The sequence below is a fragment of the Pseudomonas sp. AC463 genome (assembly GCF_979253585.1).
The window spans coordinates 186,103-210,239 of the sequence record NZ_CEEDDZ010000013.1 but is presented as its reverse complement, the minus strand read 5'-3'; the positions used below and the strand labels follow the sequence as shown (position 1 = coordinate 210,239).

Here is a 24,137-nt window from a genome sequence, read left to right as displayed (position 1 = left end):
GTGCCGAGTGTTGGGGCAAGAGCCCTTTGGTTACTTTGGGGCTCTTTTCCAAAGTGACCCGCCGTAAGGGCGGAACCAATATCGGCCGTGACCGAAACAACGGATATGTACCCCAAAGAATTCACTCCCCACCCCCCCCATAATTCATGATGGAAAGCAGCCGAATCGGCACCCGCACCAATTCCTCCGGCCCATGGGGAATCTCCCCCTCAAACGTCAGGCTATCCCCAGCTTCCATCCGATACAGCTGGTTCCCATGCCGGTAAATCAGCTCGCCTTCAAGCAGATGCAAAAACTCCGTGCCAGGGTGCGAGAACGTCGGAAACTCCTCGCTCGCATCATCCATGCTCACCATGTACGCCTCGAAGCTCTTCTTCGGCCCGCGCGTATGGTTGAGCAGGTGGTACGTATGCCCCTTCTCGGTCCCGCGGCGCACCACTTCCATGCCCTGGTCACCCTTGACCAGTAAAGCGCTGCCATCCTGCTGGTCATATTCACTGAACAACTTCGACAGCGGTAGCCCCAGCACATCGCACAGGCGGCTCAGGGTGTCGAGGCTGGTGGAGACCTGGGCGTTTTCGATCTTGCTCAACATGCCCTGGCTGATGTCGGCGATTTTCGCCACATCGGAGAGCTTGAGGTCCTGGGCCTGGCGTTGGCGCTTGATCTGCAAACCCAGGTATTGCTCGAGCTTGAGGCGGGGGGCGGTTTCGGTGGACATAGTCATCAGATCCTGCACGGTTTCCGTTCAGTAATATTAGTTTCGCACTAGGAATGTGCAAGCCATGGCTCTTGGTGGCCGTTCCCCAAGGCGTATTCCCACGGGGAAAACAATTTTCCCATATATACAGCACAAAAGCGCTCTCACCGGCATTTGAATCGGCCGCTCGCGAATCTGGCAAGGGTCTTGCATTCCTGTAAGGAAACTAACTTTCTTTTTAGGAATAAAAAGACAGCCAAGGCCCATCCACACTGTTTTGCCTTTCGCGAGGAGTGACGAGCAATGTTGCCAGCAGAAACCCAGCGCATCATCGACAAGCACGGGATCAAGTACGTGCTTGCGCAATTTGTGGATATACACGGTGCGGCCAAGACCAAGTCGGTGCCCATCTGCGGGCTCAAGACGGTGGCCGAAGAGGGCGCCGGGTTTGCCGGGTTCGCCATCAGCGGCATGGGCATGGAGCCCCACGGGCCGGACTTCATGGCGCGCGGCGATCTGTCCACCTTGACCCCGGTACCGTGGCAGCCAGGGTACGGGCGCGTGGTGTGTGTCGGCCATGTCGACGGCCAGCCCCATCCCTATGACAGCCGCTACGTGCTGCAACAACAGGTGCAGCGCCTGCAGGACAAAGGCTGGACGCTCAACACCGGCCTGGAGCCCGAGTTCAACCTGATGCGCCGCGACGAGCAGGGCAAGCTGCAACTGGTCGACCCCAGCGACAACCTCGATAAACCTTGCTACGACTACAAAGGGCTGTCGCGCTCGCGGGTGTTCCTCGAGCGCCTGACCGAAGCCTTGCAGGCCGTGGATTTCGAGGTCTACCAAATCGACCACGAAGACGCCAACGGCCAGTTCGAAATCAACTACACCTACAGCGACGCGCTGACCTCGGCCGACCGTTTCACCTTCTTCCGCATGGCCGCCGGCGAGATCGCCAATGACCTCGGCATGATCTGCTCGTTCATGCCCAAGCCCGACCCGAAACGCGCCGGTAACGGTATGCACTTTCACCTGTCGATCAGCAGCGTCGAGAACAAAAACCTGTTCCATGACGCCAGCGACCCGAGCGGCATGGGCCTGTCGAAACTGGCCTACCACTTCGCTGCCGGCTTGCTCGCCCATGGCCCGGCGCTGTGTGCGTTCGCCGCACCCACGGTCAACTCCTACAAGCGCCTGGTGGTGGGCAACTCGTTGTCCGGCGCCACCTGGGCCCCGGCCTTTATCGCGTTTGGCGCCAACAACCGTTCGGCCATGGTCCGCGTGCCGTATGGTCGCCTGGAATTCCGTCTGCCGGACGCCGGCTGCAACCCGTATCTGGTCAGCGCGGCGATCATCGCCGCCGGCCTGGACGGTATCGACCGTCAGCTGGAAATCGACCACGTCTGCAACGAAAACCTCTACAGCCTCAGCCTTGAGCAGATCGCCGAGCGCGGCATCAAGACCCTGCCGCAATCGCTCAAGGAAGCCTGCGACGCGCTGGAGGCCGACCCGCTGTTCGCCGAAGTGCTCGGCCCGCAGATCGTGGGGGAGTTCATCAAGCTCAAGCGCATGGAATGGGTGGAATACAGCCGCCATGTGAGCGACTGGGAAATCCAGCGCTATACCGAATTTTTCTGACACCGTGTGACGGAGACTGGATATGTGTGGAATCGTAGGCCTGTACCTGAAAAATCCCCGGCTGGAACCCCAGCTCGGCCAGCTGTTTGAACCCATGCTGCAAGCCATGACCGACCGTGGCCCGGACAGCGCAGGGTTTGCGATCTACGGCGATGAAGTCGCCGACGGCTGGGTCAAGCTGACCCTGCAAGCCACCACCGAAGCCTTCGACTGGAAAGGCTTGATGGGCGAACTGGAAGGGCGCCTGGGCTGCTCGCTGGACTGGTTCCAGAACGCCAGCGCCGCCGTGTTGAAGATCCACGCCGACGAGGCGCCGGTGCGCGTGGCCCTGGCCGAGCTGGCGCCGAGCGTGCGCATCATGAGTGCCGGGCAGAGCATCGAGATCCTCAAGGGCATGGGCTTGCCCGAGGAAATCTCCCAGCGCTTCGGCCTCGCGGGCATGCAGGGTAGCCACATCATCGGTCACACGCGCATGGCCACCGAAAGTGCGGTGACCATGGAAGGCAGCCACCCGTTTTCCACCGGCGCCGACCTGTGCCTGGTGCACAACGGTTCGCTGTCCAACCACTTCCGTCTGCGCCAGGAACTCAAGCGCGAAGGCATTCATTTCGAAACCGACAACGACACCGAAGTCGCCGCCGGCTACCTGACCTGGCGCCTGCAACAGGGCGACTCGCTCAAAGACGCGCTGGACCATGCCCTGGAAGACCTCGACGGCTTCTTTACCTTTGCCATCGGCACGCGCAACGGTTTTGCGGTGATCCGCGACCCAATCGCCTGCAAGCCGGCGATCCTCGCCGAAACCGACGACTACGTGGCCATGGCCTCCGAGTACCAGGCGCTGTCGAGCCTGCCGGGCATCGAGAACGCGCGGATCTGGGAGCCGGCACCGGCCACGTTGTACATCTGGGAACGCCAGTCAGCTTAAGGAGCGCACACATGAAAACCATCGATCTTTCCACCGCCACCGTGCGTGACCTCAACCAGGCGTTGCACGCGCAGGTACTCGACAGCGAGTGGCGCGTGACCCATTCCAACGGCAAGCACAACCTCGCCGTGGGCGTGAACCAGCCGGTGTCCATCGATATCGAGGGCCATGCCGGCTACTACTGCGCAGGCATGAACCAGCAGGCGTCGATCACCGTACACGGCAATGTCGGCGTGGGCTGTGCCGAGAACATGATGTCCGGCTCGGTGCGCGTCAAAGGCAGCGCCTCCCAGGCGGCCGGGGCCACGGCCCACGGCGGGTTGCTGGTGATTGAAGGCGACGCGGGCGCACGTTGCGGAATTTCCATGAAGGGCATCGACATCGTAGTGGGCGGCAGCATCGGCCACATGAGCTGCTTCATGGGCCAGGCCGGGCGTTTGGTCGTGTGCGGCGATGCCGGCGATGCGCTGGGGGATTCGCTGTACGAAACCCACATCTACGTGAAAGGCACGGTGGAGTCACTGGGCTCGGACTGCGTCGAAAAAGAGATGCGCAGCGAGCACCTGCAAGAACTCCAGGAGCTGCTCGACCGCGCCGGGTTCGCCCACCAGGCGGCGGACTTCAAGCGCTACGGCTCGGCCCGCCAGCTCTACAACTTCAAAGTCGATAACGCCTCCGCGTACTGATCCAGGAGCTACGCCATGACAGAGCAAACCCCTCCGGTACTGCGCGAGTCGGCCACCTTCGACCGCCTGACCATCCAGGAAATCCAGCGTGCCGCCGAAACCGGCATCTACGACATTCGCGGCGGTGGCACCAAGCGCAAGCTGCCGCACTTCGATGACTTGCTGCTGCTGGGCGCCAGCGTGTCGCGATACCCGTTGGAAGGCTATCGCGAGAAGTGCGGTACCGATGTGATCCTCGGCAACCGCTTCGCCAAGAAGCCGATTCACCTGAAGATCCCGGTGACCATCGCCGGCATGAGTTTCGGCGCGCTGTCGGCCAATGCCAAGGAAGCCCTGGGCCGTGGCGCGACCATCGCCGGCACCAGCACCACCACCGGTGACGGCGGCATGACCCCGGAAGAACGCGGCCAATCCCAGCACCTGGTGTATCAATACCTGCCGTCGCGCTACGGCATGAACCCCGACGATTTGCGCAAGGCCGACGCCATCGAAATCGTCCTCGGCCAGGGCGCCAAGCCCGGCGGTGGCGGGATGTTGCTCGGGATGAAAGTCACCGAGCGCGTGGCCGGCATGCGCACCTTGCCGATCGGCGTCGACCAGCGCAGCGCCTGCCGTCACCCGGACTGGACCGGCCCGGACGACCTCGCGATCAAGATTGCCGAACTGCGGGAAATCACCGATTGGGAAAAACCGATCTACGTGAAAATCGGCGCGAGCCGGCCGTATTACGACGTGAAGCTGGCGGTCAAGGCCGGTGCTGACGTGATCGTGCTGGACGGCATGCAGGGCGGCACGGCGGCCACCCAGGAAGTGTTTATCGAACACGTGGGCATCCCGATTCTGTCGGCCATCCCGCAAGCGGTACAGGCTTTGCAGGAGATGGGCATGCACCGCAAGGTGCAGTTGATCGTCTCGGGCGGCATTCGTAACGGCGCCGACGTGGCCAAGGCCATGGCGATGGGTGCGGATGCGGTGGCCATCGGCACAGCGGCGCTGATCGCGCTGGGCGACAACCACCCACGTCTGGATGCGGAACTGAAAAAGATCGGCTCGGCCGCAGGCTTCTACGACGACTGGCAGAACGGCCGCGACCCGGCCGGCATCACCACCCAGGACCCGGAGCTGTCCAAGCGCCTCGACCCGGTAGAAGGCGGGCGCCGCCTGGCCAACTACCTGCGGGTGATGGTGCTGGAAGCCCAGACCATGGCGCGGGCGTGCGGCAAGTCGCACCTGCACAACCTCGACCCCGAGGACCTGGTGGCGCTGACGGTGGAGTCGGCCGCCATGGCCCGCGTGCCGTTGGCCGGGACCAGTTGGGTGCCGGGTTCGGGTTACTGACACCCAGGGTGAGGGAGGCAATCTCCCTCACCCGATCAAGGGGCCCACCAAGAGGCCCGCATAAGAAAAATTGCTCGCTGCCAGACACTTCCCATTTCTTTTGCAGGAGCTTTGAACATGGTCAATCGTCTTCTTGGCAAATCCCTTTTCGGCTTGTTGGTCGCCAGCGCGTTTGCACCGCTGGTGCAGGCGGCCGATGCGCCCACCTTGAACACCGGCAGCACCGCCTGGATGGTCACCGCCGCTGTGCTGGTGCTGTTCATGTGCCTGCCGGGGCTGGCGCTGTTTTATGGCGGGCTGGTGCGCGCGAAAAATATGCTGTCGCTGTTCACCCAGTGTTTCGGCATCGCCGGCCTGGTGGGCGTGCTGTGGGTGATCTACGGCTACAGCATGGTGGTCGACACCACTGGCATGGTCGAGGGGCAGGTGACCTTCAACAGTTTTGTCGGCGGCTTGAACCGTGCCTTCCTGGCCGGCATGACCCCGGAAAGCCTGGTGGGGGATATTCCGGAAGGTGTGTTCGTGACCTTCCAGATGACCTTCGCCATCATCACCCCGGCGCTTATCGCCGGTGCCTTCGCCGAACGCATGAAATTCTCGGCGGCGCTGCTGTTCATGGCCCTCTGGTTCACCCTGGTGTATGCCCCGGTGGCGCATATGGTCTGGGGCGGTTCGGGCGCATTGATGCATAACTGGGGCGTGCTGGATTTTGCCGGCGGTACCGCCGTGCATATCAACGCCGGTGTGGCGGCGCTCGCCGCGTGCCTGATCCTGGGCAAGCGCAAGGGCTACCAGAACACGCCGATGCCTGCGCATAACCTGAGCCTGACCATGGCCGGCGCGGCGATGCTGTGGGTCGGCTGGTTCGGCTTCAATATCGGCTCCGGTGGCGGGCTCAGCGGCCTGTCCGGGATCGTCATGCTCAATACCCAGCTGGGCGCGTGCGCCGGTATTCTCGGCTGGATGTTCACCGAGTGGTTCAAGGTCGGCAAACCGAGTGCCCTGGGTTTGGCCAGCGGCGCCTTGGCCGGTTTGGTGGGAATTACCCCGGCGTGTGCCTACGTGGGTGTCGGCGGTGCGTTGGCCATCGGCCTGCTGTGCGGGGTGTTCTGCTACCTGAGCGTGACCGTGTTGAAGCGCCGCTTCGGCTACGACGACAGCCTCGACGTGTTCGGTCTGCACGGCATCGGCGGCATGATCGGCGCGGTATTGACCGGCGTATTCTGCGTGCCGTCCATGGGCGGGCTGGTGGAAGGTGTGACCATGGGCGGCCAGGTGGTGGCACAGATCAAGGGGGTGCTGCTGACCACGGTGTACTGCTTCGTGATCAGTTGGATCATCCTCAAGGTGGTGAATGCCCTGGTCGGTTTGCGCGCCCATGAGTCGGTGGAAGAGATGGGGTTGGACCTCGCCGAGCATAACGAGCGGGCTTACAACCACTGATCAGCCCTCTGAGTCAAAAAGGCTTTTAAATGTGGGAGGGGGCTTGCCCCCGATAGCGGTCTATCAGTCAGCTGGTTTGTAGCTGACCCACTGCTATCGGGGGCAAGCCCCCTCCCACATTTGTTCTGCTGCGCTGCAACTGGCAGGCTCAATGGGCGCCAGCCGCCTTGTTCAGGTCGCTTTCGGCCCACTCGGTGTATACACACGCATCCGCCGTGGCCCAACGCACGCGCACCGGGTCACCGGCTTTGAGCGGCATGCCCGCAGCAGACAACGCCTTGACGGTCATGGAAGTGCCGCCCAGGGTTTTCACCGTGCACGTCTGGCTTTCACCCAGAAACAGCACCTCACCGACAATCGCCGACACTTCATTCCAGCCCGCCGCCAACGGCTGCGCGGCGGCTTGCTCCACGCTCAGCGCCAGGGCTTTTTCCGGGCGCACCATCAGCAGCACATCCTGCTCGGTGTGCAGCCCGCTGGTCAGGCGGATCGCCAACGACTGGCCTTCGAACGAGGCCGCCGCATTGCCTTGGGCCTTGAGCTTGAGGAAGTTGGAGTTGCCCAGGAACGAGGCCACGAAGGCATTCGGCGGGTTCTGGTACAGGTCGAAACCGCTGCCCAGGCCGACGATTTTACCGTGGCTGAAAATCGCGATGCGCTGGGACAAACGCATGGCTTCTTCCTGGTCGTGGGTCACGTAGACGATGGTGATGCCCAGGCGCCGGTGCAGCTGGCGCAGTTCATCCTGCAAGTCTTCACGCAGTTTCTTGTCGAGGGCGCCGAGGGGTTCGTCCATCAGCAGGATGCGCGGTTCGTACACCAGCGCGCGGGCGATGGCCACGCGTTGCTGCTGGCCGCCGGAGAGTTGCGAAGGGCGGCGATGCGCAAACTGCTCAAGCTGCACCAGCTTGAGCATGGCGTCGACCCGCTTCTCGCGTTCGGCGCTGGCCAGTTTGCGAATCGCCAGGGGGAAGGCGATGTTGTCGCGCACCGACAAATGCGGGAACAGCGAGTAGCGCTGGAACACCATGCCGATATCGCGTTTGTGTGGCGGCACGTTGACCAGCGATTGGCCGCCCACCAGGATCTCGCCGCTGCTCGGCGTTTCAAAGCCGGCGAGCATCGACAGGGTGGTGCTTTTGCCCGAGCCGCTGGAGCCGAGGAAGGTCAGGAATTCACCGTCCTGGATGTCCAGCGAGATGTTGTCCACGGCAGCGAATTCGCCGTAGTACTTGTTCAGGTTGCGCAGGCTGACCAGGGGTTGCCCGTTGGCTTGCGCAGAATCTTTGATCACAGCACTCATGGTGTTCTCCTGGGCTCAGAGCCGGGTTTCAGTGCGGCGGCGTAGGGCGGCGGCAATCAGCATGACCAGCACCGACAGGCCGATCAGCAGCGTCGAGGCGACGGCGATCACCGGCGTCAGATCCTGGCGCAGGGTGGTCCACATTTTTACCGGAAGGGTTTGCAGGGTCGGGCTGGCCATCATCACGCTGAGCACCACTTCGTCCCACGAGACAAGGAAGGCGAACAGCGCACCGGCCACCATCCCCGGGCGGATCGCCGGGAAGGTCACCTTGAACACCGCCTGCAAGCGTGAGGCGCCGCAGATCACCGCCGCGTCTTCAATCGACTGGTCGAACAGCTTCAGCGAGTTGATGATCGAGATGATGGTGAACGGCAGCGCGACGATCACATGGCTGACCACAAAGGCGAACATCGTGCCGGTGTAGCCAAGTTTGAGGAACAGCGCGTAGACCGCCACGGCAATGATCACCAGCGGCACGATCATCGGCAGGGTGAACAGCCCGTAGAGCAACTCGCGGCCGGGAAAGCGCCCACGCACCAGGGCAAACGCGGTGGGCAGGCCCAGCGCCACGGCGAACACGGTGGTCAGCACGGCGACCTTGAGGCTGGCCACGGCCGCGTTCATCCAGTCGGCATTCGAGAAGAACTGGCCGTACCATTTGAGCGTCCAGCCCGGCGGCGGGAACACCAGCCATTGCGATGAGCCGAACGACAGCAGCACGATAAATACGATCGGCAACAGCAGGAACAAACCGATCAAACCAGTGGTGGTGTAGAGGCCCAAGCGCATCCTGCGGCTCATGGCATTGGGGGTCAGGAGCATGACGGCTTACCTCGCATTGCTGGCGCCAACCGGGGATTCCGGCTGGAGCTTCAGGTAGAAGTAGAACAGCACCAGCGTGATCAAAATCAGCAAGGCTGCGCCGGCACTCGCCAGGCCCCAATTGAGGAACGACTGCACCTGCTGGATGATGAACTCGGGCAGCATCATGTTCTGCGCACCGCCGAGCAGGGCCGGGGTGACGTAGTAACCGAGGGACATCACAAATACCATCAAACCACCGGAAAACAGCCCCGGCCGGCACAGCGGCAGGAACACCCGGAAGAAGTTGGTCCACGGGCTGGCGCCGCAGATGGAGCCGGCCTGCAGGATCATCGGGTCGATGGCCTGCATGGTCGCCTGCAACGGCAGCACGATGAACGGGATCATGATGTAGCTCATGCCGATCACCACGCCGGTGAGGTTGTGCACCATCTCCAGCGGTTGATCGATGATGCCCAGGGCCATCAGCGCCTTGTTGATTACCCCGGAGGCTTGCAGCAACACCAGCCAGGAATAGGTGCGGGCCAGCAGGCTGGTCCACATCGACAGCAGCACGATACTCAGCATCCAACGGCCCCAGCCGCGTGGCACCAGGGTAATCGCCCAGGCCAGCGGGAAGCCCAGCAACAGGCTGAACAGGGTCACCAGGCCCGCCACCGAGAAGGTGTTGAGCAGCACCCGGGCATAGGCCGAGTTGGCGAACAGTTGTTCATAGTTGCCCAGGCCCGGCGTGGGCTCCAGCACGCCGCGCAGCAACAGGCCGATCAGCGGTGCCAGAAAGAACAGGCCGAGGAACAGCAGGGCCGGGATCAGGTTGCTCGAGCCGCGCCAGCGCTGGGCCAGGGACGGCGCGGTGGCGTTGGCCGGTACCGCGCCGGCAGCGCCGAGGGCGCTCCCGGTCGGTGTGGTTGCCGTCATTTTCATTTGACTAGCCATTCATTCCACCGTGTCGCAATGGCCGGGCCGTTCTTGGCCCAGTAGGCGAAATCGAGGGTGATCTGATCCTTGACGTAGGCGGTCGGCAGGTTGGGCGCGAGGACCGAATCCAGGCGCTGCACGCTGTCGATGTTCACTGGAGCATAGGCGGTCAGGTTGGAGAAGTCGGCCTGGCCCTTGGCGCTGCTGGCACTGGCGAGGAACTTCATCGCGGCGGCCTTGTTTTTGGTGCCTTTAGGCACGACGAGGATATCGGCCATCACCAGGTTCTGCTTCCAGCTCACGCCCACGGGCGCGCCATCTTCCTGCAGGGCGTGAATGCGACCGTTCCAGAACTGGCCCATGCTGACTTCGCCGGAGGCCAGCAGCTGTTGCGACTGCGCGCCGCCGCCCCACCAGACGATGTCTTTCTTGATCGTGTCGAGTTTCTTGAAGGCGCGGTCCAGGTCCAGCGGGTAGAGCTTGTCGGCGGGTACGCCGTCGGCCAGCAGCGCCAGTTCGAGCACGCCTGGGCTTGGCCATTTGTAGAGGGCGCGTTTGCCGGGGTAGGTCTTGGTGTCGAACAGCGCGGTCCAGTCCTGGGGTTTGCCAGCCCCGAGCTTGCCTTCGTTGTAGCCGAGCACGAAGGAGAAGAAGAACGAGCCGACGCCATGGTCGGAGACGAAGCGCGGGTCGATCTTGTCGCGCTGGATCACCGAGAAGTCGAGGGGTTCGAGCAGGCCTTCGGCGGCGGCGCGCAAGGCGAAATCGGCCTCCACATCCACCACGTCCCACTGCACGTTGCCGCTCTCGACCATGGCTTTGAGTTTGCCGTAGTCGGTGGGGCCGTCCTGCACCACGGTGATGCCGCTGGCCTTGCTGAACGGGTCCGCCCAGGCCTGCTTCTGCGCATCCTGGGTGCTACCGCCCCAGCTGACGAAATTGACGCTTTCGGCCGCCATCGCCGCGTGAGTGGCCGTGGCCAGTAAACCCGCGAACAGCACTGCGGTTGCACGTTTGTTCAACACCATTTTCACGCCCTCATTTGTTTTGTTATTGAGCGGGCTTGGTAATGCCCGCCTATCGGGAGCAGTAGGTCTATCGGGACCTCTATTCGAGGCCCCAAGAGGCGACCGTGCCAAGGGCTGTTATTGGTGCTATCCCTGGCGGGCGCACTTGGCGAAAGCGTTCGGTCTATGGAATATCATATTATGGTATTCCAAACTTTGTGCAAGCATTTTGCCTTACCGGTTATCCGTCATTCGGTGAAGGGAATGCTCTCGACCACCTCGAGGTCGTAGCCAGTCAGCCCGGCGTATTTGAGGGGCGGGCCGAGGTGACGCAGCTTGCCGACGCCAAGGTCTTGCAATATCTGCGCCCCGGTGCCCACTTCGGAATAGATCCGCGATTGCGAGCGGCTGAACTGGCGCGGCGTCTGGGTCAATTGCGGCACCCGTTCCAGCAGGGCCTGGGACGATTCATGGTTGGCCAGCACCACCACCACGCCACTGCCTTCGGCGGCCACGCGCTGCAAGGCGGCCCACAAGGTCCAGTTGGACGGGCCGCTGTACTCGGCGCCCACCAGGTCGCGCAGCGGGTCGATCACGTGCACGCGCACCAGCGCCGGCGTTTCACGACTCAAGTGCCCCATGACCATCGCCATGTGCACGCCGCCGTCAATGCGGTCTTCGAAAGTGATCAGGCGGAAGGTGCCGTGCACCGTCGGCAGGTCGCGCTCGCCGATGCGCACCACGGTGCGTTCGGTGCTGAGGCGGTAGTGGATCAGGTCGGCGATGGTGCCGATCTTGATACCGTGCTTGCGCGCGAATATTTCCAGCTCGGGGCGGCGGGCCATGGTGCCGTCGTCGTTCATCACTTCGACGATCACCGAGGCCGGCGTGTGCCCGGCCAGGCGCGCCAGGTCGCAACCGGCTTCCGTGTGGCCGGCGCGGGTCAGCACGCCGCCATCCTTGGCGCGCAGCGGGAAAATATGCCCTGGCTGCACGATGTCGGCGGGCCCGGCATTGATATCCACGGCCGCGGCCACGGTGCGCGCGCGGTCGGCGGCGGAAATGCCGGTGGTCACGCCGGTGGCGGCTTCGATAGACACGGTGAACGCGGTGCTGAACACGCTGCCGTTGCTCGGCACCATCTGTTCCAGGCCGAGGCGCTGGCAATGTTCGTCGGTGAGGGTCAGGCAGATCAGGCCACGCGCTTCACGGGCCATGAAACTGATAGTCTCGGCGGTGCAGCACGCGGCGGGCAGCAACAGGTCGCCTTCGTTTTCCCGGTCTTCGTCGTCCACCAGGAGCACCATCTTGCCTTGGCGGTAGTCTTCGATGATGTCTGCGATGCTGTTGAAGGACATGCTGGATGCTCGTTTTGTTGGTTGTATGTATTATGGTATACCACAAAAACTCAACAAGAGGATGTCATGATGAAGGCCTACTGGATTGCCCATGTGGATGTGTCCGATGCAGAGCAGTACACGCAGTACACCCAGCGCGCACCGGCAGCGTTCGCGAAGTACGGCGGACGGTTCCTGGCCAGGGGCGGGCGCAGTGAAGCGATGGAAGGCGGCCCGGCCCGGCCGCGCAATGTGGTGATCGAGTTCGATAGCTACGAGCAGGCGGTGGCGTGTTATGAGTCTGCCGAGTACCAGGAGGCCAAGGCGCACCGTGAAGGGGCGGGGGTGGCGCAGATCATTATTGTGGAAGGGCTGGCGCCGTAGATATATCAGGCCAAACCCGGGTTCAAATGTGGGAGGGGGCTTGCCCCTCCCACATTTTGAACCGGGTTTGGCCGTGAGGTCAGCGGATGAAGTGGATTTTTCCGCTGTCGTCGTTGCCTATATAAATGCCATACACCCCAGCCTGCCGTTCCTCGATATAACGCTCGAGAATCTGCCGGATCGCCGGGTAGTAGATGCTGTCCCAGGGGATATCCTCGGGCGCGAAGAATTTGTAGTCGAGGGTTTCCGCGCCGTACTGGCCGGTGATCTCCAGCGCGATGGCGCGGAAGATGATGTACACCTCGCTGATTTTGGGCACGCTGAAGATCGAGTAGGGCGAGAGGATTTCGGCGCGTACACCGCTTTCTTCCCAGACTTCGCGCAACGCCGCCTGTTCGGTGGTTTCGCCACCTTCCATGAAGCCTGCGGGCAGGGTCCAGGTGCCGGGGCGTGGTGGGATCGCGCGTTGGCACAGCAGGTATTTGCCGTCCTGCTCGATGATGCAGCCGGCGATGATCTTGGGGTTGATGTAGTGGATATAGCCGCAGCCCCGGCACATCAAGCGCTCGTGGGTATCGCCCGGCGGCAGTTGGTGACCGAGGTCACTGCCGCCACAGGTCGGGCAAAAGCTGGGGCTGGGCATGGTCAGTGACCTATGCGCGGTTCTTTGAGGGCGATGGGCAGGGTGATTTCCGGCAGCTTGCCGGTTTCTTCCTGTTTGCGCTTGAGGTAATCCAGGGCCACGGCGGCGGCGGCGCGCACGTGGTCGACGCAGGCTTGGTGGGCGGCCAGCGGGTCACCGCTCTTGATCGCCTGGACCATGCGTTCCATTTCCTGGTTGCTGGTGCCGCGGCGGTTTTCCTGGGACACCGAAGTGGCGCGCAGGTAGCTGATACGCGCCTGCAACTGGCGCAGCTGGGTGGCGGCCACGTGGTTGCCCGAGCCTTCGAGCAGTACGTCGTAGAAACCCTGCACCGAGTCGATCACCTGTTGCAGCTCGCCATCCTTGAGGGCCTTGCGGTTTTCCTCGAGGGCTTTTTCCAGCGCCTTGATGTCCTTGGCCTTGGCGCGCAGGGTGAACAGCTGCACGATCAAGCCTTCGAGCACGCAGCGCAGCTCATAGATGTCGACCGCGTCGGCCAGGGTAATGATCGCCACCTGCGGGCCCTTGGCATCGGCGAATTCCACCAGGCCCTCGGACTCCAGGTGCCGCAAGGCTTCGCGCACCGACGTGCGGCTGACGCCGAGGCGGTCGCACAGGTCGCGCTCGACCAGGCGGTCGCCGGGCAGCAGCTGAAAATTCATGATGGCGCTGCGCAGTTTTTCCAGCACGATTTCGCGCAGGGTAACCGGGTTGTGATTGACCTTGAAGCTGTCGTCGAGGGGCGCGCGTTTCATGGGCTCTGCTCTGAATTTAGCGGTTAACTGGGGGGCCTGGGCCGAAATCATGCCGAAGTTTATCATGCTGCGTTCTTTAAGCGACAAACCCTCGCGGCCCCCGATACGCCTCAGGCCAGGGTGGGCAGCGGGCCCAATTTGCCCTTGTGGTAGATCATCGGTGTGACCGGCTCTGCGGGCAGGATCAGGTTTTTCACCGCACCGACGATGATCGCGTGGTCGCCGCCGTCATACTCGCGCCACAGCTCGCACTCGATGATTGCCGTGGCCTTGGCCAGCAACGGGTTGCCCAGTTCGCTCAAATGCCACTCGATGCCCTTGGCCTTTTCCTTGCCCTTGCTGGCAAACGCATAGGCTTCGGCGGTCTGGTCGGCGGACAACAGGTGAATCGCAAAGCGCTTGCTGTCGCGCAGGATCGGGTACGTATCCGAGGCGTAGTTGGGGCAGAACAGCACCAGGGCCGGGTCGATCGACAGCGCGCTGAACGCGCTGGCGGTGATGCCGACGATGCCGCCGTCCGGGTCGAGGGTGGTGACCACCGTGACGCCGGAAGGGAAGGAGCTCATGACGTCTTTATAAATGCCGGGTTCGATCATGGTCGTGGACTCTTAACGCATCACAAAAGGATCAGGCATAGGCGCCTGGGAGAGGTTGATCCACACCGTTTTCAGCTCGGTGTAGGCCAGCACCGAATCGATGCCGCTTTCGCGGCCGTAGCCGCTGTTCTTGAAGCCGCCGATGGGCGCCATGGCCGATACGGCGCGGTAGGTGTTGACCCAGATGATTCCCGAGCGCACGTCCCGCGCCAGGCGGTGGGCGCGGCCGAGATCGCGGGTCCAGATACCGGCGGCGAGGCCGAACTGCGAGTCGTTGGCGATGGCCAGCGCTTCGGCTTCGTCCTTGAAGCGGATGACCGAGGCCACCGGGCCGAACACTTCTTCCTGCATGATTTTCATCGAATTGGTGTCGCATTCGAACAGCGTCGGCTCATAGAACCAGCCTGCGCCGAGGTTCTGCGGGCGCTTGCCGCCGGTGCGCAGGCGTGCGCCTTCGGCGATGGCGTCGGCCACCAGGCCTTCAACCACGGCCAGTTGTTGCGCGGTGGCCATGGGGCCCATTTCGCTGGCGTCTTCCTGGGGGTTGCCGATGCGGATGCGCTGGGCGCGGGCCACCAGGCGCTCGACGAACTCGTCGTAGATTTCATCCTGCACCAGCAGGCGCGAGCCCGACACGCAGCTCTGCCCGGACGCGGCATAGATGCCCGCGATCGCACCGTTGATGGCGCTGTCGAGGTCGGCGTCGGCAAAGATGATATTCGGCGATTTGCCGCCCAGTTCCAGCGACAGCTTGGCGAAGTTCTCGGCGCTGCTGCGCACCACATGCCGGGCCGTGGCCGCGCCGCCGGTGAAGGCGATTTTGCGTACCAGCGGGTGGCGGGTGAGGGCGGCGCCGGTGCTGGGGCCAAAGCCGGTGACCACGTTGACCACGCCCGGCGGGATGCCGGCTTCGAGGGCCAGGCGCGCGAGTTCGAGGATGGTCGCCGAGGCGTGTTCCGACGGCTTGATCACGATGGTGTTGCCCGCCGCCAGGGCCGGCGCGAGTTTGATCGCGGTGAGATACAGCGGGCTGTTCCACGGAATGATTGCGGCGACCACACCCATGGCTTCATGCACGGTATAGGCGAACAGGTCGGGCTTATCGAGGGGCAGGGTGCCGCCTTCGAGTTTGTCGGCCAGGCCTGCGGTGTAGTGGAAAAACTCCGGCAGGTAGCTGACCTGGCCACGGGTTTCGCGGATCAGCTTGCCGTTGTCGCGGCTTTCCAGCTGGGCCAGTTGTTCTTTGTTCTCGGCGATCAGGTCGCCGAGGCGGCGCAGCAATTTGCCCCGCGCGGTGGCGGTGAGGCCGCGCCAGGCCGGGCTGTCGAAGGCGCTTTGGGCGGCCTGCACGGCGCGCTCCACGTCGGCTTCGTCGGCGTCGGGCAGTTGCGCCCACGGCTCGGCAAGCGCCGGGTTGAGGCTGTCAAAGGTCTTGCCGGACAGGGCATCGACCCATTCACCGCCGATGCACATCTGGAAGCGTTCAAGCGTCATGCCACGATCCCCTTTATCGGGTGTTGTTGGGAGTGTGCCGTTTCAAGAAAACCCAGCAGCAGCTGGTTGACCAGGCGCGGCGATTCTACCGGCATCATATGCCGTTGCTCGGGCAACACCGCCACGGTTGCGCCAGGAATGCGATCGGCCAGTTGCCGGGCCATCTGCGGCGTGGAGCCGGGGTCAAGTTCGCCGGTGGCGACCAGGGTCGGCGCCTGGATGCTGCCGAGGTCGTCGGCGCGGTACATGTCCTGGGTGGCAAACAGTTCATAGGTGGTGAGATAGCCCTGGGGATCGTTGCCCGCCAGGGTTTCGCGCAACGCGGCGATCTGCGCCGGGTTGGCGGCCTGGTATTCGCGGCTGAACCAGCGCGACAGCGCGGCTTCGGCGTTGGCATCCGGGCCATGTTCGGCAGCCTGGGCAGTGCGCGCGATCACGCCTTCACGCTGCTCGGGGCTGCGGTTGAACACGCTGTTGAGCACCACCAGGCTTTGCAGGCGCTCCGGGTAGTGCAGGGCAAACGCCCGCGCCACCAGGCCGCCCATGGAAAACCCGATCACCGTGGCCTTGGGCAGTTGCAGGTGGTCGAGCAGTTCCAGCAACTGGTCGGCATAGCCCAGCAGCGGCGTGCCGGCGGCCGGGCGCGGGCTGGCGCCGTGGCCGAGCATGTCGTAGCTGATCACGCGGTAATTGCTGGCCAGGCCAACGACCTGGCCGCCCCACATTTCTTTATTCAGGCCCACGCCGTGGATCAAAACCACAGGCTGGCCTTGGCCGGTCGCCAGGTAACTGGTGCCAGCCGGGGTGTGTTCAGCGGTGAGCCGAATCATGGAGCGCTCCTGCATGCTTTTTTGTTGTGGTGGCCGCTGTTGCTTACTGGGCTTTTTCGGCCGCCAGCTCTTCCAGGTCGATATAACGGTTGCCGATGCGCGGGTGCAGGCGGCCGCCGTCGGCGCAACCCAGGACCACGACGATTTCGTCGGCACGCGGCGAATCTTCGATCTGCATTTCCAGGGTCACGTAGTGCGAACGCAGGCCTTCGTCGTCCTTGTGCATCATCGGGATCTGGATCGAAGTGCCCGGGCCGCCGCGCTTGTTGGTGAAGCTCAGGTAGCTCTTGGCCTTGACCGCCTCACGGTAGTGGTTGCCGAAACGCAGGGTGTGGATGATCGCGCTGGCGTGTTCGATCTCGCCGTCGGCGCCGACCACAGCGGCCTTGCCATAGGCTTCGATGTTCTCGGCGCCGCCGATGATGCCCACCAGGCGCTCGACCATCAGCGCGCCGAGGTCGGAGCAGTTGGCGCGGATTTCTGGTTTCAGGTCTTCAACAAAACCACGGCCCAGCCAAGGGTTTTTCAGGACCACGGCGAGGCCGACCATCTTCACCGGGGTGTCGGAAGCCTTGCCGCCTTCGATGAAGGTTTCTTCTACGTAGCTGACGATCTTGCGGATTTCGAAACTCATGCGCTGCTCCTCTGGGGTGAGTGTGTCTTCGGTATGATGGTATACCATAATATCGTAAGCACAAGTGCCGTTGAGGAGATTCTTGAGTGGGCAGGTCAGTCGCTCGTCAGCGCGGCGTCGTCGACCTTGTCCAGGTGCTTGAAACGTTCGATCAAAAAGTCGATCAGGCTGCGCACCCGTGCGGACAGGTGCAGTTGTTGCGGGTATACCGCGTACACATCGGCGCGGGTCGGGGTCTGGTCTTCCAGCACCAGGCGCAGGCGCCCGCTGCGCACGTAGCGGGCGATGTCCCATTCGGCGCGCAGCAGAACTCCATAGCCTTCCAGCGCCCAGTTCAACGCGACTTCGCCGTCGTTGCAGCCCAGCGCGCCTTGCACCTTGATGTTCTCGGTGTGCCCGCCGTGGGTGAACGACCACACGCCATAGGGCGACTCGTTCTGGCGAATGAAAATGCAGTTGTGCTGGTGCAGGTCCGCCAGGTTCTGCGGCGTGCCGTATTTGTCCAGGTACAGCGGCGAGGCGCATAGCAGCCGGCGGTTGGAGGCGATTTTGCGCGCATGGAAGGTCGCATCCGGCAGGCTGCCGAAGCGGATACCGAGGTCGAAACCGTGGGTAGCCAAATCCAGCGGGTGGTCGCTGATTTCCAGTTGGATTTCCACCTCCGGGTACTGCGCAAAAAACGCCGCGAGGGCCGGGCCGATATGTCGGCGGCCAAAACCCAGCGACGCATTCACCCGGATCAGGCCTTTCGGCGTGGCGCGGCTGCTGCTGAGCAACTGCTCCAGCTCGTCGATCTGGGTGAGGATGCGCGCGGCATGGCTGAAATACAGCTCGCCTTCCGACGTCAGGCTCATGGAGCGGGTGGTGCGGTTGACCAGGCGGATGCCCAGGCGCGCCTCCAGTGCCGTCAGGCGTTTACTCACCGCCGGCGGGGTGATCCCCAGCTCGCGCGCGGTGGCAACCAGGCTGCCTTTATTGGCCAGCAGGTAGAAAAACTGCAAATCCAGGGTCTGGCTCATTCGTAACTCAAAGTTATTTATGTAGTGATTTCGAGTCGATCATGCGGCTTGTAGCGCTACATATACTCCGATCACACCCCGTTTGGACAGCTCGGCCCAGCGGGAACAACAACAACGTGACGAAGTGGAGTGAATGATGAACGCATATAACATTGCAGCAATCCCGGGTGACGGCATTGGCGTGGAAGTGATCGCCGCAGGCGTCGAGGTCCTGCAAAGCCTGGCGCAAATGGCCGGTTTCGCCTTGCACTTCAAGCATTTCGATTGGAATTCGGACAACTACCTGAAGAATGGCTATTACATTCCCGAAGGCGGCTTGGCGGAGTTGAAGACCTTCGACGCGATTTTCTTCGGTGCGGTGGGGGCCTTGAATGTGCCCGACCACATCTCCCTGTGGGGCCTGCGCCTGCCGATCTGCCAAGGCTTCGACCAATACGCCAACGTGCGCCCGGCGCGGGTGCTGCCCGGGGTAAAAAGCCCGCTGCACAACGGCGACCAGATTGACTGGGTGGTGGTGCGCGAAAACTCCGAAGGCGAGTATTCCGGCAACGGTGGCCGGGTGCATCGTGGCCTGCCGGAAGAGGTGGCCACCGAAGTCTCGGTGTTCACCCGCGCAGGCGTGGAGCGCATTCACCGGTATGCCTTCGAACTGGCGCGCAGCCGCCCGCGCAAGCACCTGACCATGGTCACCAAGTCCAACGCCCAGCGCCACGGCATGGTGCTGTGGGACGAGATCTTCTATGAGGTGGCCAAGGATTTCCCCGACGTGAAGGTCGACAAGGAGCTGGTGGACGCGGTGACCACGCGCATGGTGCTCAAACCGTCGACCCTGGATGTGATTGTCGCCACCAACCTGCATGCCGACATCCTGTCCGACCTGGCGGCCGCGCTGTCCGGCAGCCTGGGCATTGCACCCACCGCCAACCTCAACCCGTCGCGGCAGTTTCCGTCGATGTTCGAACCTATCCATGGCTCTGCATTCGACATTACCGGTAAGGGCGTGGCCAACCCCATCGCGACGTTCTGGACCGCTGCGATGATGCTGGAACACTTGGGCGAATCGGCGGCTGCCCGGCAATTGATGTCGGCCATCGAGGCCGTTACCGAAAGCGGCTTGCACACTCCGGACCTGGGCGGCAATGCCACCACCCGCCAGATCACTGATGCGGTCATCGACCTGCTCAACCGCTGATTCACCGTAGTACTGCGGCATAACGCCAGGGGACGGCTGTTGGCAGCCGATCCCCGGGCATTTCCTGACAACAATAAAAATCAGGGCCCTGTCATGAAAAGAATACTTGGCAAACTCTACGTACAAGTACTGATCGCCGTCATCCTCGGTGCCCTTGTCGGGGTGTTGGTACCCGAGACCGGCGCCGCACTCAAACCCTTGGGTGACGCTTTTATCAAGCTGATCAAAATGCTCCTGGCCCCGGTGATTTTCCTCACGGTGGTCACCGGCATCGCCAAGATGGAGAACATGAAAGAGTTGGGGCGCGTGGGGTTTCGCGCGTTGATCTACTTCGAAGTGGTGTCCACCCTGGCCCTGGTGGTCGGGCTGGTGGTGGTGGATGTGTTCAAGCCCGGTGCCGGCATGAACATCGATGTGGCCAGCCTCGATACCTCAAGCCTTGCCACCTACACCACGGCGGTCAAGCACGCCTCGTTCATGGATTTCATCATGAACATCATTCCCGACACGCTGGTGGATGCCTTCGCCAAGGGTAATGTGCTGCAGATCCTGCTGTTTTCCATCCTGCTGGGCGTGGCGTTGGCGGCGGTGGGGCCGCGGGGCAAACCGTTTGTCGATACGCTCGACAGCCTGATGCAGGGCATGTTTCGCATCGTCAATATGGTCATGCGCCTGGCGCCTATCGGCGCGTTTGGTGCGATTGCGTTCACCATTGGCAAATACGGCTTCGGCTCGCTGTTCTCCCTCGGCAAGCTGATGGCCTGCGTGTACCTGACCTGCGCAGTCTTCGTGATCTTTGTGCTTGGGCCGATCTGCCGCTACAGCGGGTTCAGCCTGTGGAAGTTCCTGAAGTTCATCAAGGAAGAACTGTTCACCGTGCTCGGCACCAGCTCGTCGGAGTCGGTGCTGCCGCAGATGATCGCCAAGATGGAAAAGGCCGGCGTATCCAAGCCGGTGGCCGGGATGATCATTCCGTCGGGCCTGACCTTCAACCCCGATGGCCAGGCGATCTACTACACCATTGCCGCGATCTTCATCGCCCAGGCCACCAATACGCCGTTGACCCTGACCGACCAGTTGATCGTGCTGGCGGTGTTGATGTTCACGTCCAAAGGCTCGGCGGGGGTAACCGGTTCGGGTTTTATTATCCTGGCCGCGACGTTGTCGTCCCTGGGCACCATTCCGGTGGCGGGCATGGTGCTGTTGTTGGGCGTGGACCGGTTTATGTCGGAAGCGCGGGCGATTACCAACACCATCGGCAATGGCGTGGGCACCATGGCCATCGCCAAGTGGGTGGGGGCGTTGGACGAGGTGAAAATGCGCAGGGCCCTCGACGGTGAGGTCGAGAGCCCGGGTGCACGGTCAGAACTTGAACCGGCCCACCAACCCCTTGAGCTGACCGGAAATATCCGTAAGCCGGCCTGACCCGGTCTGCGCCGAGTGCGCAAAGCCTTCGACCAGTTGCGCATCGGCATGGATCTGCGCGATGTGCCGGTTGATCTCTTCGGCCACCTGATGCTGTTCCTCGGCGGCGGTGGCGATCTGGGTGTTCTGGTCGCGGATCGAGTCGACTGAGCCACGGATCTTGTCGAAGCTGTCGCGGGCCTGCTGGATGCGCTCCACGCTGGTCTGGCTGACCTGCAGGCTGCCTTGCATCTGCACCGTGACTTCCTGGGTGCGGCGGGCGAGGTTGCCGAGCAGGCTGTCGATTTCGCCGGTGGAGTCGGCAGTGCGGCGGGCGAGGGCGCGGACTTCGTCGGCAACCACGGCGAACCCTCGGCCCTGGTCACCGGCACGTGCGGCTTCGATCGCGGCGTTGAGCGCCAGCAGGTTGGTCTGCTCGGCAATCGAACGGATGGTGTCGAGGATGGTGTTGATGTTTTTGCTGTCCTGCTCCAGCAACTGCATGGTCTGGGTCGACTTTTGCAGGTCTTCGCTGAGCTTGAGCACGCTGCCGGTGGCTTCGCCGATGTGCTGCTGGCCGTCGTGCACGTCGCGGTAGCCTTCGTCGGCGCTGGTGGCGGCGGCGCTGCACGAGCGTGCGACTTCGTTGGCGGTGGCGACCATTTCGTTGAACGCAGTGCTCACCAGTTCCACGGCTTCGCGCTGGCGACCGGCGGCCTGGTTCATGTTGTGGGCGACTTCGCTGGTGTCGGCGGCGGCGGCTTGCAGGTCGGAGGACGCGTTGCCGATACGCTGCACCAACTGCGCGATCATGCTCAGGAACTGGTTGAACCAGCCGGCCAGGCTGGCGGTTTCGTCCTTGCCCTGTACCTTGAGCTGGCGCGTCAGGTCGCCTTCACCCTCGGCAATTTCTTGCAAACCGTCGGCCACGCCACGAATCGGGCGCACGATCACGCTGGCGAAGCTGGCGCCGACGATGGCGAAGACGATCGCCAGTGCCGCGGCGATGGCGGCGATCAACCAGGTCAGGCTGGTAGCGCCGGCCATGACTTCGTCACGTTTGATCAAACCGATAAAGCGCCAGCCGAGGTCTTTGGAACTGACCACGTTGGCCATGTAGGCCACGCCGTCAATGTCGACTTGGGTTACGCCGTCGCCACGCTTGGACAGCTCGGCGTAGTTGGGGCCCAGGTCGGCCAAGGGCTTGAAGTTGTGCTTGGCGTCGCTGGGGTCGACCAGCACGTTGCCGTTGGCTTCCACCAGCATCAGGTAGCCGCTGTCGCCCAGCTTGATGTTGCGCACCAGTTCGGTGAGCTGCTTGAGCGACACGTCCAGGCCGACCACGCCGAGGATATTGCCGCTGGCATCGGCGACGGTGTGCACGGTGCCGATCAGCACCACATCGTCCGGTGCCCAGTAATAGGCGCCGGTGCGCACGGTTTGGCCTGGTGCGGCGATGGCGGCCTTGTACCAGGGGCGCACGCGCGGGTCGTAGTTGTTCAGTTTGGTGTCGTCGGGCCAGCTGGCGTAGCCGCCGTCGGCGAGGCCCAGGGACAGGTAGGCGGTGCTCGGATGGCTTTTGGCGAACTGGTCGAATATTTCCAGCAGGTCTTTGTTGGTGGGAGTCAGCGGGATTTGTGCGGCGTCGGCGCCGGCGTAGCTCTTGAGGTCCTTGGCCGCGACAACGCGCGGGTCCTTGGCCACAAAGTCGACGTTCTGGCTGATGCCGGCGAAGAACTGCTGCATGCCATTGTCGATCTGGCGGATTTCGCGGCCACTGCTGTCGAGGAAATTCGCCAGGGCCCCTTCGCGCAGGTTCAGTACGACCAACACGGCCACCAGGATGACCGGCAGGCACGCGATGCCCGCAAACGCCCAGGTAAGCTTTTGCTTGATGTTCATGATTTCTCCTGCGGGTATTTATAGTTTTGGCAAGGCAGAAACGGTTGCGGTGGGCGTCGCATGAGTTGTTATGAGCGGCGTAGTCATGCGTACCCCCTGTATATCGACTGCGGGGGCAAGCACTTGAGGCCTTCGGGCGGGTTTAACCGATGCGTTCGCCGCCGAGGGCATCACGCTGCATCGACTGCAGGTTTTTTTCGATGGTTTCGCAGATGCTTTCCATCTGGATCTGGTGCTCGCTGGAATTGAAGGGGCTTTGCAGGTCGGTGCCGATGCGCTCGATGGCCAGCAGCATAAAGCCCACCACCGTCGATGCCAGCGGGGTGAACCAACCCAGGGACTCGACCAGGCCCACCGGTACGATCAGGCAGAACAGCGAGATAAACAGTCGTGGGAAATACACGTAGGGGTACGGCAGCGGCGTGTTGGCGATCCGTTCCATGCCGCCCTGGGCGTTGGACAGGTCCACCAGGGTCGACTCCAGCCGCGCCAGGCGAATGCTGTCGAGGTGGCCGGCTTTGTATTCGCGGGCCAGCAACGCCGCCGAACCGGTGAGGATGTCGTTGGCAAAATTATTCGTGGCGCCGTTGCGGGCGAATTCCTCGGTGGGGATAAACGCGCGGATTTCGTCAGGGCAGGGCTGGCCCTTGAGGTGGGCGGCCAGGCAGTTCACGTAGGCCACATGGCGGCGCAGCAGGGTGGCCTTGACCGGGTTCACGTCGCCGTCGGGGTCATCTACCAGAGTCAATACCTGTCGGGCGAAGCTGCGCGAGTTGTTGACCATCGCGCCCCACAGCGTGCGGGCTTCCCACCAACGGTTATAGGCGCTGCTGTTGCGAAAACTGATCAGCACCACCAGCGCCGAACCCAGCAGGGTGAGCGGCATCAGCGGCAGGTTGATCTTGGCGGTGAGAAACAGCATGAAGTCCACGGTGACGGCGACGTCCCACAGCAGCAGCCAGAACAGGGCCCAGCCCACGTAGCCCATGGTCTTGATGATCAGTCGGTACTTTTTGATGATGGCGGCTTTCAAACGACAACCTCGCGGCGAGCGGTAAGCAACAGTGCCCTAGCTCGGACGCCCGGTTGCGGGGAAGGTTCGCTGCGGGGACTGAAACGGTTAAGCCGGTAGCAAATATTGGAACAATTTTGGTAGTGACG

The 24,137-nt window shown here is 62.7% G+C and carries 22 protein-coding genes and 2 pseudogenes; 8 read left to right on the top strand and 16 right to left on the bottom strand.

Translation table 11 applies throughout. The features are described 5' to 3' along the window. Positions 1 to 121: 121 nt before the first annotated feature. Positions 122 to 721: a helix-turn-helix domain-containing protein gene (locus tag AC0IYH_RS18165; protein WP_101268707.1), complete on the bottom strand. Its 600-nt coding sequence runs from the start codon at positions 719 to 721 to the stop codon at positions 122 to 124. Between the two features lie 282 nt (positions 722 to 1,003). On the opposite strand from AC0IYH_RS18165, the gene glnT reads away from it, so the two are divergent. From glnT to AC0IYH_RS18140, 5 genes are all read left to right on the top strand, one after another. Then, the gene (glnT, locus tag AC0IYH_RS18160; protein WP_471835551.1) at positions 1,004 to 2,338 is read left to right on the top strand and encodes a type III glutamate--ammonia ligase; all 1,335 of its coding nucleotides are present in this window, start codon (positions 1,004 to 1,006) and stop codon (positions 2,336 to 2,338) included. A 22-nt stretch (positions 2,339 to 2,360) separates the two neighbouring features. Then, positions 2,361 to 3,266, top strand: a complete 906-nt coding sequence (locus tag AC0IYH_RS18155) for a class II glutamine amidotransferase (RefSeq protein ID WP_471835549.1) — start codon at positions 2,361 to 2,363, stop codon at positions 3,264 to 3,266. A gap of 11 nt (positions 3,267 to 3,277) precedes the next feature. Continuing rightward, positions 3,278 to 3,952: a GltB/FmdC/FwdC-like GXGXG domain-containing protein gene (locus AC0IYH_RS18150; RefSeq protein WP_101268714.1), complete on the top strand. Its 675-nt coding sequence runs from the start codon at positions 3,278 to 3,280 to the stop codon at positions 3,950 to 3,952. Between the two features lie 15 nt (positions 3,953 to 3,967). Beyond that, positions 3,968 to 5,290, top strand: coding sequence for an FMN-binding glutamate synthase family protein (locus AC0IYH_RS18145; protein WP_027603581.1), 1,323 nt, complete (start codon positions 3,968 to 3,970; stop codon positions 5,288 to 5,290). A gap of 117 nt (positions 5,291 to 5,407) precedes the next feature. Continuing rightward, positions 5,408 to 6,733, top strand: a complete 1,326-nt coding sequence (locus AC0IYH_RS18140; RefSeq protein ID WP_471835547.1) for an ammonium transporter — start codon at positions 5,408 to 5,410, stop codon at positions 6,731 to 6,733. Positions 6,734 to 6,881: 148 nt separating this feature from the next. Here the strand turns inward: AC0IYH_RS18140 and AC0IYH_RS18135 are convergent, their stop codons facing one another. From AC0IYH_RS18135 to ribBA, 5 genes are all read right to left on the bottom strand, one after another. Continuing rightward, the gene (locus AC0IYH_RS18135; protein WP_122772672.1) at positions 6,882 to 8,036 is read right to left on the bottom strand and encodes an ABC transporter ATP-binding protein; all 1,155 of its coding nucleotides are present in this window, start codon (positions 8,034 to 8,036) and stop codon (positions 6,882 to 6,884) included. 15 nt (positions 8,037 to 8,051) lie between these two features. Further along, positions 8,052 to 8,861, bottom strand: coding sequence for an ABC transporter permease (locus AC0IYH_RS18130; protein WP_116630106.1), 810 nt, complete (start codon positions 8,859 to 8,861; stop codon positions 8,052 to 8,054). A 6-nt stretch (positions 8,862 to 8,867) separates the two neighbouring features. Then, the gene (locus AC0IYH_RS18125) at positions 8,868 to 9,797 is read right to left on the bottom strand and encodes an ABC transporter permease (protein ID WP_471835545.1); all 930 of its coding nucleotides are present in this window, start codon (positions 9,795 to 9,797) and stop codon (positions 8,868 to 8,870) included. Next, positions 9,782 to 10,807 carry an ABC transporter substrate-binding protein gene (locus AC0IYH_RS18120; protein WP_116630108.1) on the bottom strand — a complete coding sequence of 342 codons (1,026 nt, stop codon included), beginning with the start codon at positions 10,805 to 10,807 and terminating at the stop codon, positions 9,782 to 9,784. The genes AC0IYH_RS18125 and AC0IYH_RS18120 overlap by 16 nt, the downstream gene beginning before the upstream one ends. Before the next feature lie 227 nt (positions 10,808 to 11,034). Next, positions 11,035 to 12,144, bottom strand: coding sequence for a bifunctional 3,4-dihydroxy-2-butanone-4-phosphate synthase/GTP cyclohydrolase II (gene ribBA / locus AC0IYH_RS18115; RefSeq protein WP_122772673.1), 1,110 nt, complete (start codon positions 12,142 to 12,144; stop codon positions 11,035 to 11,037). A gap of 69 nt (positions 12,145 to 12,213) precedes the next feature. Here ribBA and AC0IYH_RS18110 point away from each other — a divergent pair, with 69 nt between their 5' ends. Further along, complete coding sequence (locus AC0IYH_RS18110) at positions 12,214 to 12,507, top strand: DUF1330 domain-containing protein (protein WP_116630169.1); 294 nt, start codon at positions 12,214 to 12,216, stop codon at positions 12,505 to 12,507. A gap of 79 nt (positions 12,508 to 12,586) precedes the next feature. Here AC0IYH_RS18110 and AC0IYH_RS18105 read toward each other — a convergent pair whose 3' ends face one another. From AC0IYH_RS18105 to AC0IYH_RS18075, 7 genes are all read right to left on the bottom strand, one after another. Further along, positions 12,587 to 13,150 carry an NUDIX hydrolase gene (locus AC0IYH_RS18105; RefSeq protein ID WP_122772674.1) on the bottom strand — a complete coding sequence of 188 codons (564 nt, stop codon included), beginning with the start codon at positions 13,148 to 13,150 and terminating at the stop codon, positions 12,587 to 12,589. 2 nt (positions 13,151 to 13,152) lie between these two features. Further along, on the bottom strand, positions 13,153 to 13,905 hold the full coding sequence (locus AC0IYH_RS18100) for a GntR family transcriptional regulator (RefSeq protein ID WP_012723572.1): 753 nt from the start codon (positions 13,903 to 13,905) through the stop codon (positions 13,153 to 13,155). Between the two features lie 110 nt (positions 13,906 to 14,015). Further along, on the bottom strand, positions 14,016 to 14,501 hold the full coding sequence (locus AC0IYH_RS18095) for a flavin reductase family protein (protein WP_099584572.1): 486 nt from the start codon (positions 14,499 to 14,501) through the stop codon (positions 14,016 to 14,018). A gap of 12 nt (positions 14,502 to 14,513) precedes the next feature. After that, on the bottom strand, positions 14,514 to 15,995 hold the full coding sequence (locus AC0IYH_RS18090) for an aldehyde dehydrogenase (RefSeq protein ID WP_116630111.1): 1,482 nt from the start codon (positions 15,993 to 15,995) through the stop codon (positions 14,514 to 14,516). Next, positions 15,992 to 16,825, bottom strand: a complete 834-nt coding sequence (locus AC0IYH_RS18085; protein ID WP_116630112.1) for an alpha/beta fold hydrolase — start codon at positions 16,823 to 16,825, stop codon at positions 15,992 to 15,994. Before AC0IYH_RS18085 ends, AC0IYH_RS18090 begins: the two co-directional genes overlap by 4 nt. A 43-nt stretch (positions 16,826 to 16,868) precedes the next feature. Further along, positions 16,869 to 17,459, bottom strand: a complete 591-nt coding sequence (locus AC0IYH_RS18080) for an amino acid synthesis family protein (RefSeq protein WP_116630113.1) — start codon at positions 17,457 to 17,459, stop codon at positions 16,869 to 16,871. 95 nt (positions 17,460 to 17,554) lie between these two features. Next, positions 17,555 to 18,478, bottom strand: a complete 924-nt coding sequence (locus tag AC0IYH_RS18075) for a LysR family transcriptional regulator (RefSeq protein WP_471835541.1) — start codon at positions 18,476 to 18,478, stop codon at positions 17,555 to 17,557. A gap of 136 nt (positions 18,479 to 18,614) precedes the next feature. Between AC0IYH_RS18075 and AC0IYH_RS18070 the strand changes: the two genes are divergently transcribed. Both AC0IYH_RS18070 and AC0IYH_RS18065 read left to right on the top strand, forming a co-directional pair. Beyond that, positions 18,615 to 19,670, top strand: a complete 1,056-nt coding sequence (locus AC0IYH_RS18070; RefSeq protein WP_471835540.1) for a tartrate dehydrogenase — start codon at positions 18,615 to 18,617, stop codon at positions 19,668 to 19,670. A gap of 93 nt (positions 19,671 to 19,763) precedes the next feature. Beyond that, positions 19,764 to 21,095: a dicarboxylate/amino acid:cation symporter gene (locus AC0IYH_RS18065; protein ID WP_471835539.1), complete on the top strand. Its 1,332-nt coding sequence runs from the start codon at positions 19,764 to 19,766 to the stop codon at positions 21,093 to 21,095. On the opposite strand, the pseudogene AC0IYH_RS18060 reads toward AC0IYH_RS18065, so the two are convergent. The 3 genes and pseudogenes from AC0IYH_RS18060 to AC0IYH_RS18050 form a co-directional block, all read right to left on the bottom strand. After that, positions 21,033 to 21,569 (bottom strand): annotated as a pseudogene (locus tag AC0IYH_RS18060) (methyl-accepting chemotaxis protein); the annotation flags it as partial. The gene AC0IYH_RS18065 and the pseudogene AC0IYH_RS18060 sit on opposite strands and share 63 nt — an antisense overlap. 327 nt (positions 21,570 to 21,896) lie before the next feature. After that, a pseudogene (locus AC0IYH_RS18055) lies at positions 21,897 to 22,976 on the bottom strand (HAMP domain-containing protein); the annotation flags it as partial. A 142-nt stretch (positions 22,977 to 23,118) separates the two neighbouring features. After that, positions 23,119 to 24,009 (bottom strand): bestrophin family protein, encoded by an 891-nt coding sequence (locus AC0IYH_RS18050; protein WP_116630117.1) that lies wholly within the window; start codon positions 24,007 to 24,009, stop codon positions 23,119 to 23,121. Between the last annotated feature and the right edge of the window lie 128 nt (positions 24,010 to 24,137).

Coding starts and splice junctions, on each gene's coding strand:
- AC0IYH_RS18165 (WP_101268707.1), bottom strand. CDS start 721: ATGTCCACCGAAACCGCCCCCCGCCTCAAGCTCGAGCAATACCTGGGT.
- glnT (WP_471835551.1), top strand. CDS start 1,004: ATGTTGCCAGCAGAAACCCAGCGCATCATCGACAAGCACGGGATCAAG.
- AC0IYH_RS18155 (WP_471835549.1), top strand. CDS start 2,361: ATGTGTGGAATCGTAGGCCTGTACCTGAAAAATCCCCGGCTGGAACCC.
- AC0IYH_RS18150 (WP_101268714.1), top strand. CDS start 3,278: ATGAAAACCATCGATCTTTCCACCGCCACCGTGCGTGACCTCAACCAG.
- AC0IYH_RS18145 (WP_027603581.1), top strand. CDS start 3,968: ATGACAGAGCAAACCCCTCCGGTACTGCGCGAGTCGGCCACCTTCGAC.
- AC0IYH_RS18140 (WP_471835547.1), top strand. CDS start 5,408: ATGGTCAATCGTCTTCTTGGCAAATCCCTTTTCGGCTTGTTGGTCGCC.
- AC0IYH_RS18135 (WP_122772672.1), bottom strand. CDS start 8,036: ATGAGTGCTGTGATCAAAGATTCTGCGCAAGCCAACGGGCAACCCCTG.
- AC0IYH_RS18130 (WP_116630106.1), bottom strand. CDS start 8,861: ATGCTCCTGACCCCCAATGCCATGAGCCGCAGGATGCGCTTGGGCCTC.
- AC0IYH_RS18125 (WP_471835545.1), bottom strand. CDS start 9,797: ATGGCTAGTCAAATGAAAATGACGGCAACCACACCGACCGGGAGCGCC.
- AC0IYH_RS18120 (WP_116630108.1), bottom strand. CDS start 10,807: ATGGTGTTGAACAAACGTGCAACCGCAGTGCTGTTCGCGGGTTTACTG.
- ribBA (WP_122772673.1), bottom strand. CDS start 12,144: ATGTCCTTCAACAGCATCGCAGACATCATCGAAGACTACCGCCAAGGC.
- AC0IYH_RS18110 (WP_116630169.1), top strand. CDS start 12,214: ATGAAGGCCTACTGGATTGCCCATGTGGATGTGTCCGATGCAGAGCAG.
- AC0IYH_RS18105 (WP_122772674.1), bottom strand. CDS start 13,150: ATGCCCAGCCCCAGCTTTTGCCCGACCTGTGGCGGCAGTGACCTCGGT.
- AC0IYH_RS18100 (WP_012723572.1), bottom strand. CDS start 13,905: ATGAAACGCGCGCCCCTCGACGACAGCTTCAAGGTCAATCACAACCCG.
- AC0IYH_RS18095 (WP_099584572.1), bottom strand. CDS start 14,501: ATGATCGAACCCGGCATTTATAAAGACGTCATGAGCTCCTTCCCTTCC.
- AC0IYH_RS18090 (WP_116630111.1), bottom strand. CDS start 15,995: ATGACGCTTGAACGCTTCCAGATGTGCATCGGCGGTGAATGGGTCGAT.
- AC0IYH_RS18085 (WP_116630112.1), bottom strand. CDS start 16,825: ATGATTCGGCTCACCGCTGAACACACCCCGGCTGGCACCAGTTACCTG.
- AC0IYH_RS18080 (WP_116630113.1), bottom strand. CDS start 17,459: ATGAGTTTCGAAATCCGCAAGATCGTCAGCTACGTAGAAGAAACCTTC.
- AC0IYH_RS18075 (WP_471835541.1), bottom strand. CDS start 18,478: ATGAGCCAGACCCTGGATTTGCAGTTTTTCTACCTGCTGGCCAATAAA.
- AC0IYH_RS18070 (WP_471835540.1), top strand. CDS start 18,615: ATGAACGCATATAACATTGCAGCAATCCCGGGTGACGGCATTGGCGTG.
- AC0IYH_RS18065 (WP_471835539.1), top strand. CDS start 19,764: ATGAAAAGAATACTTGGCAAACTCTACGTACAAGTACTGATCGCCGTC.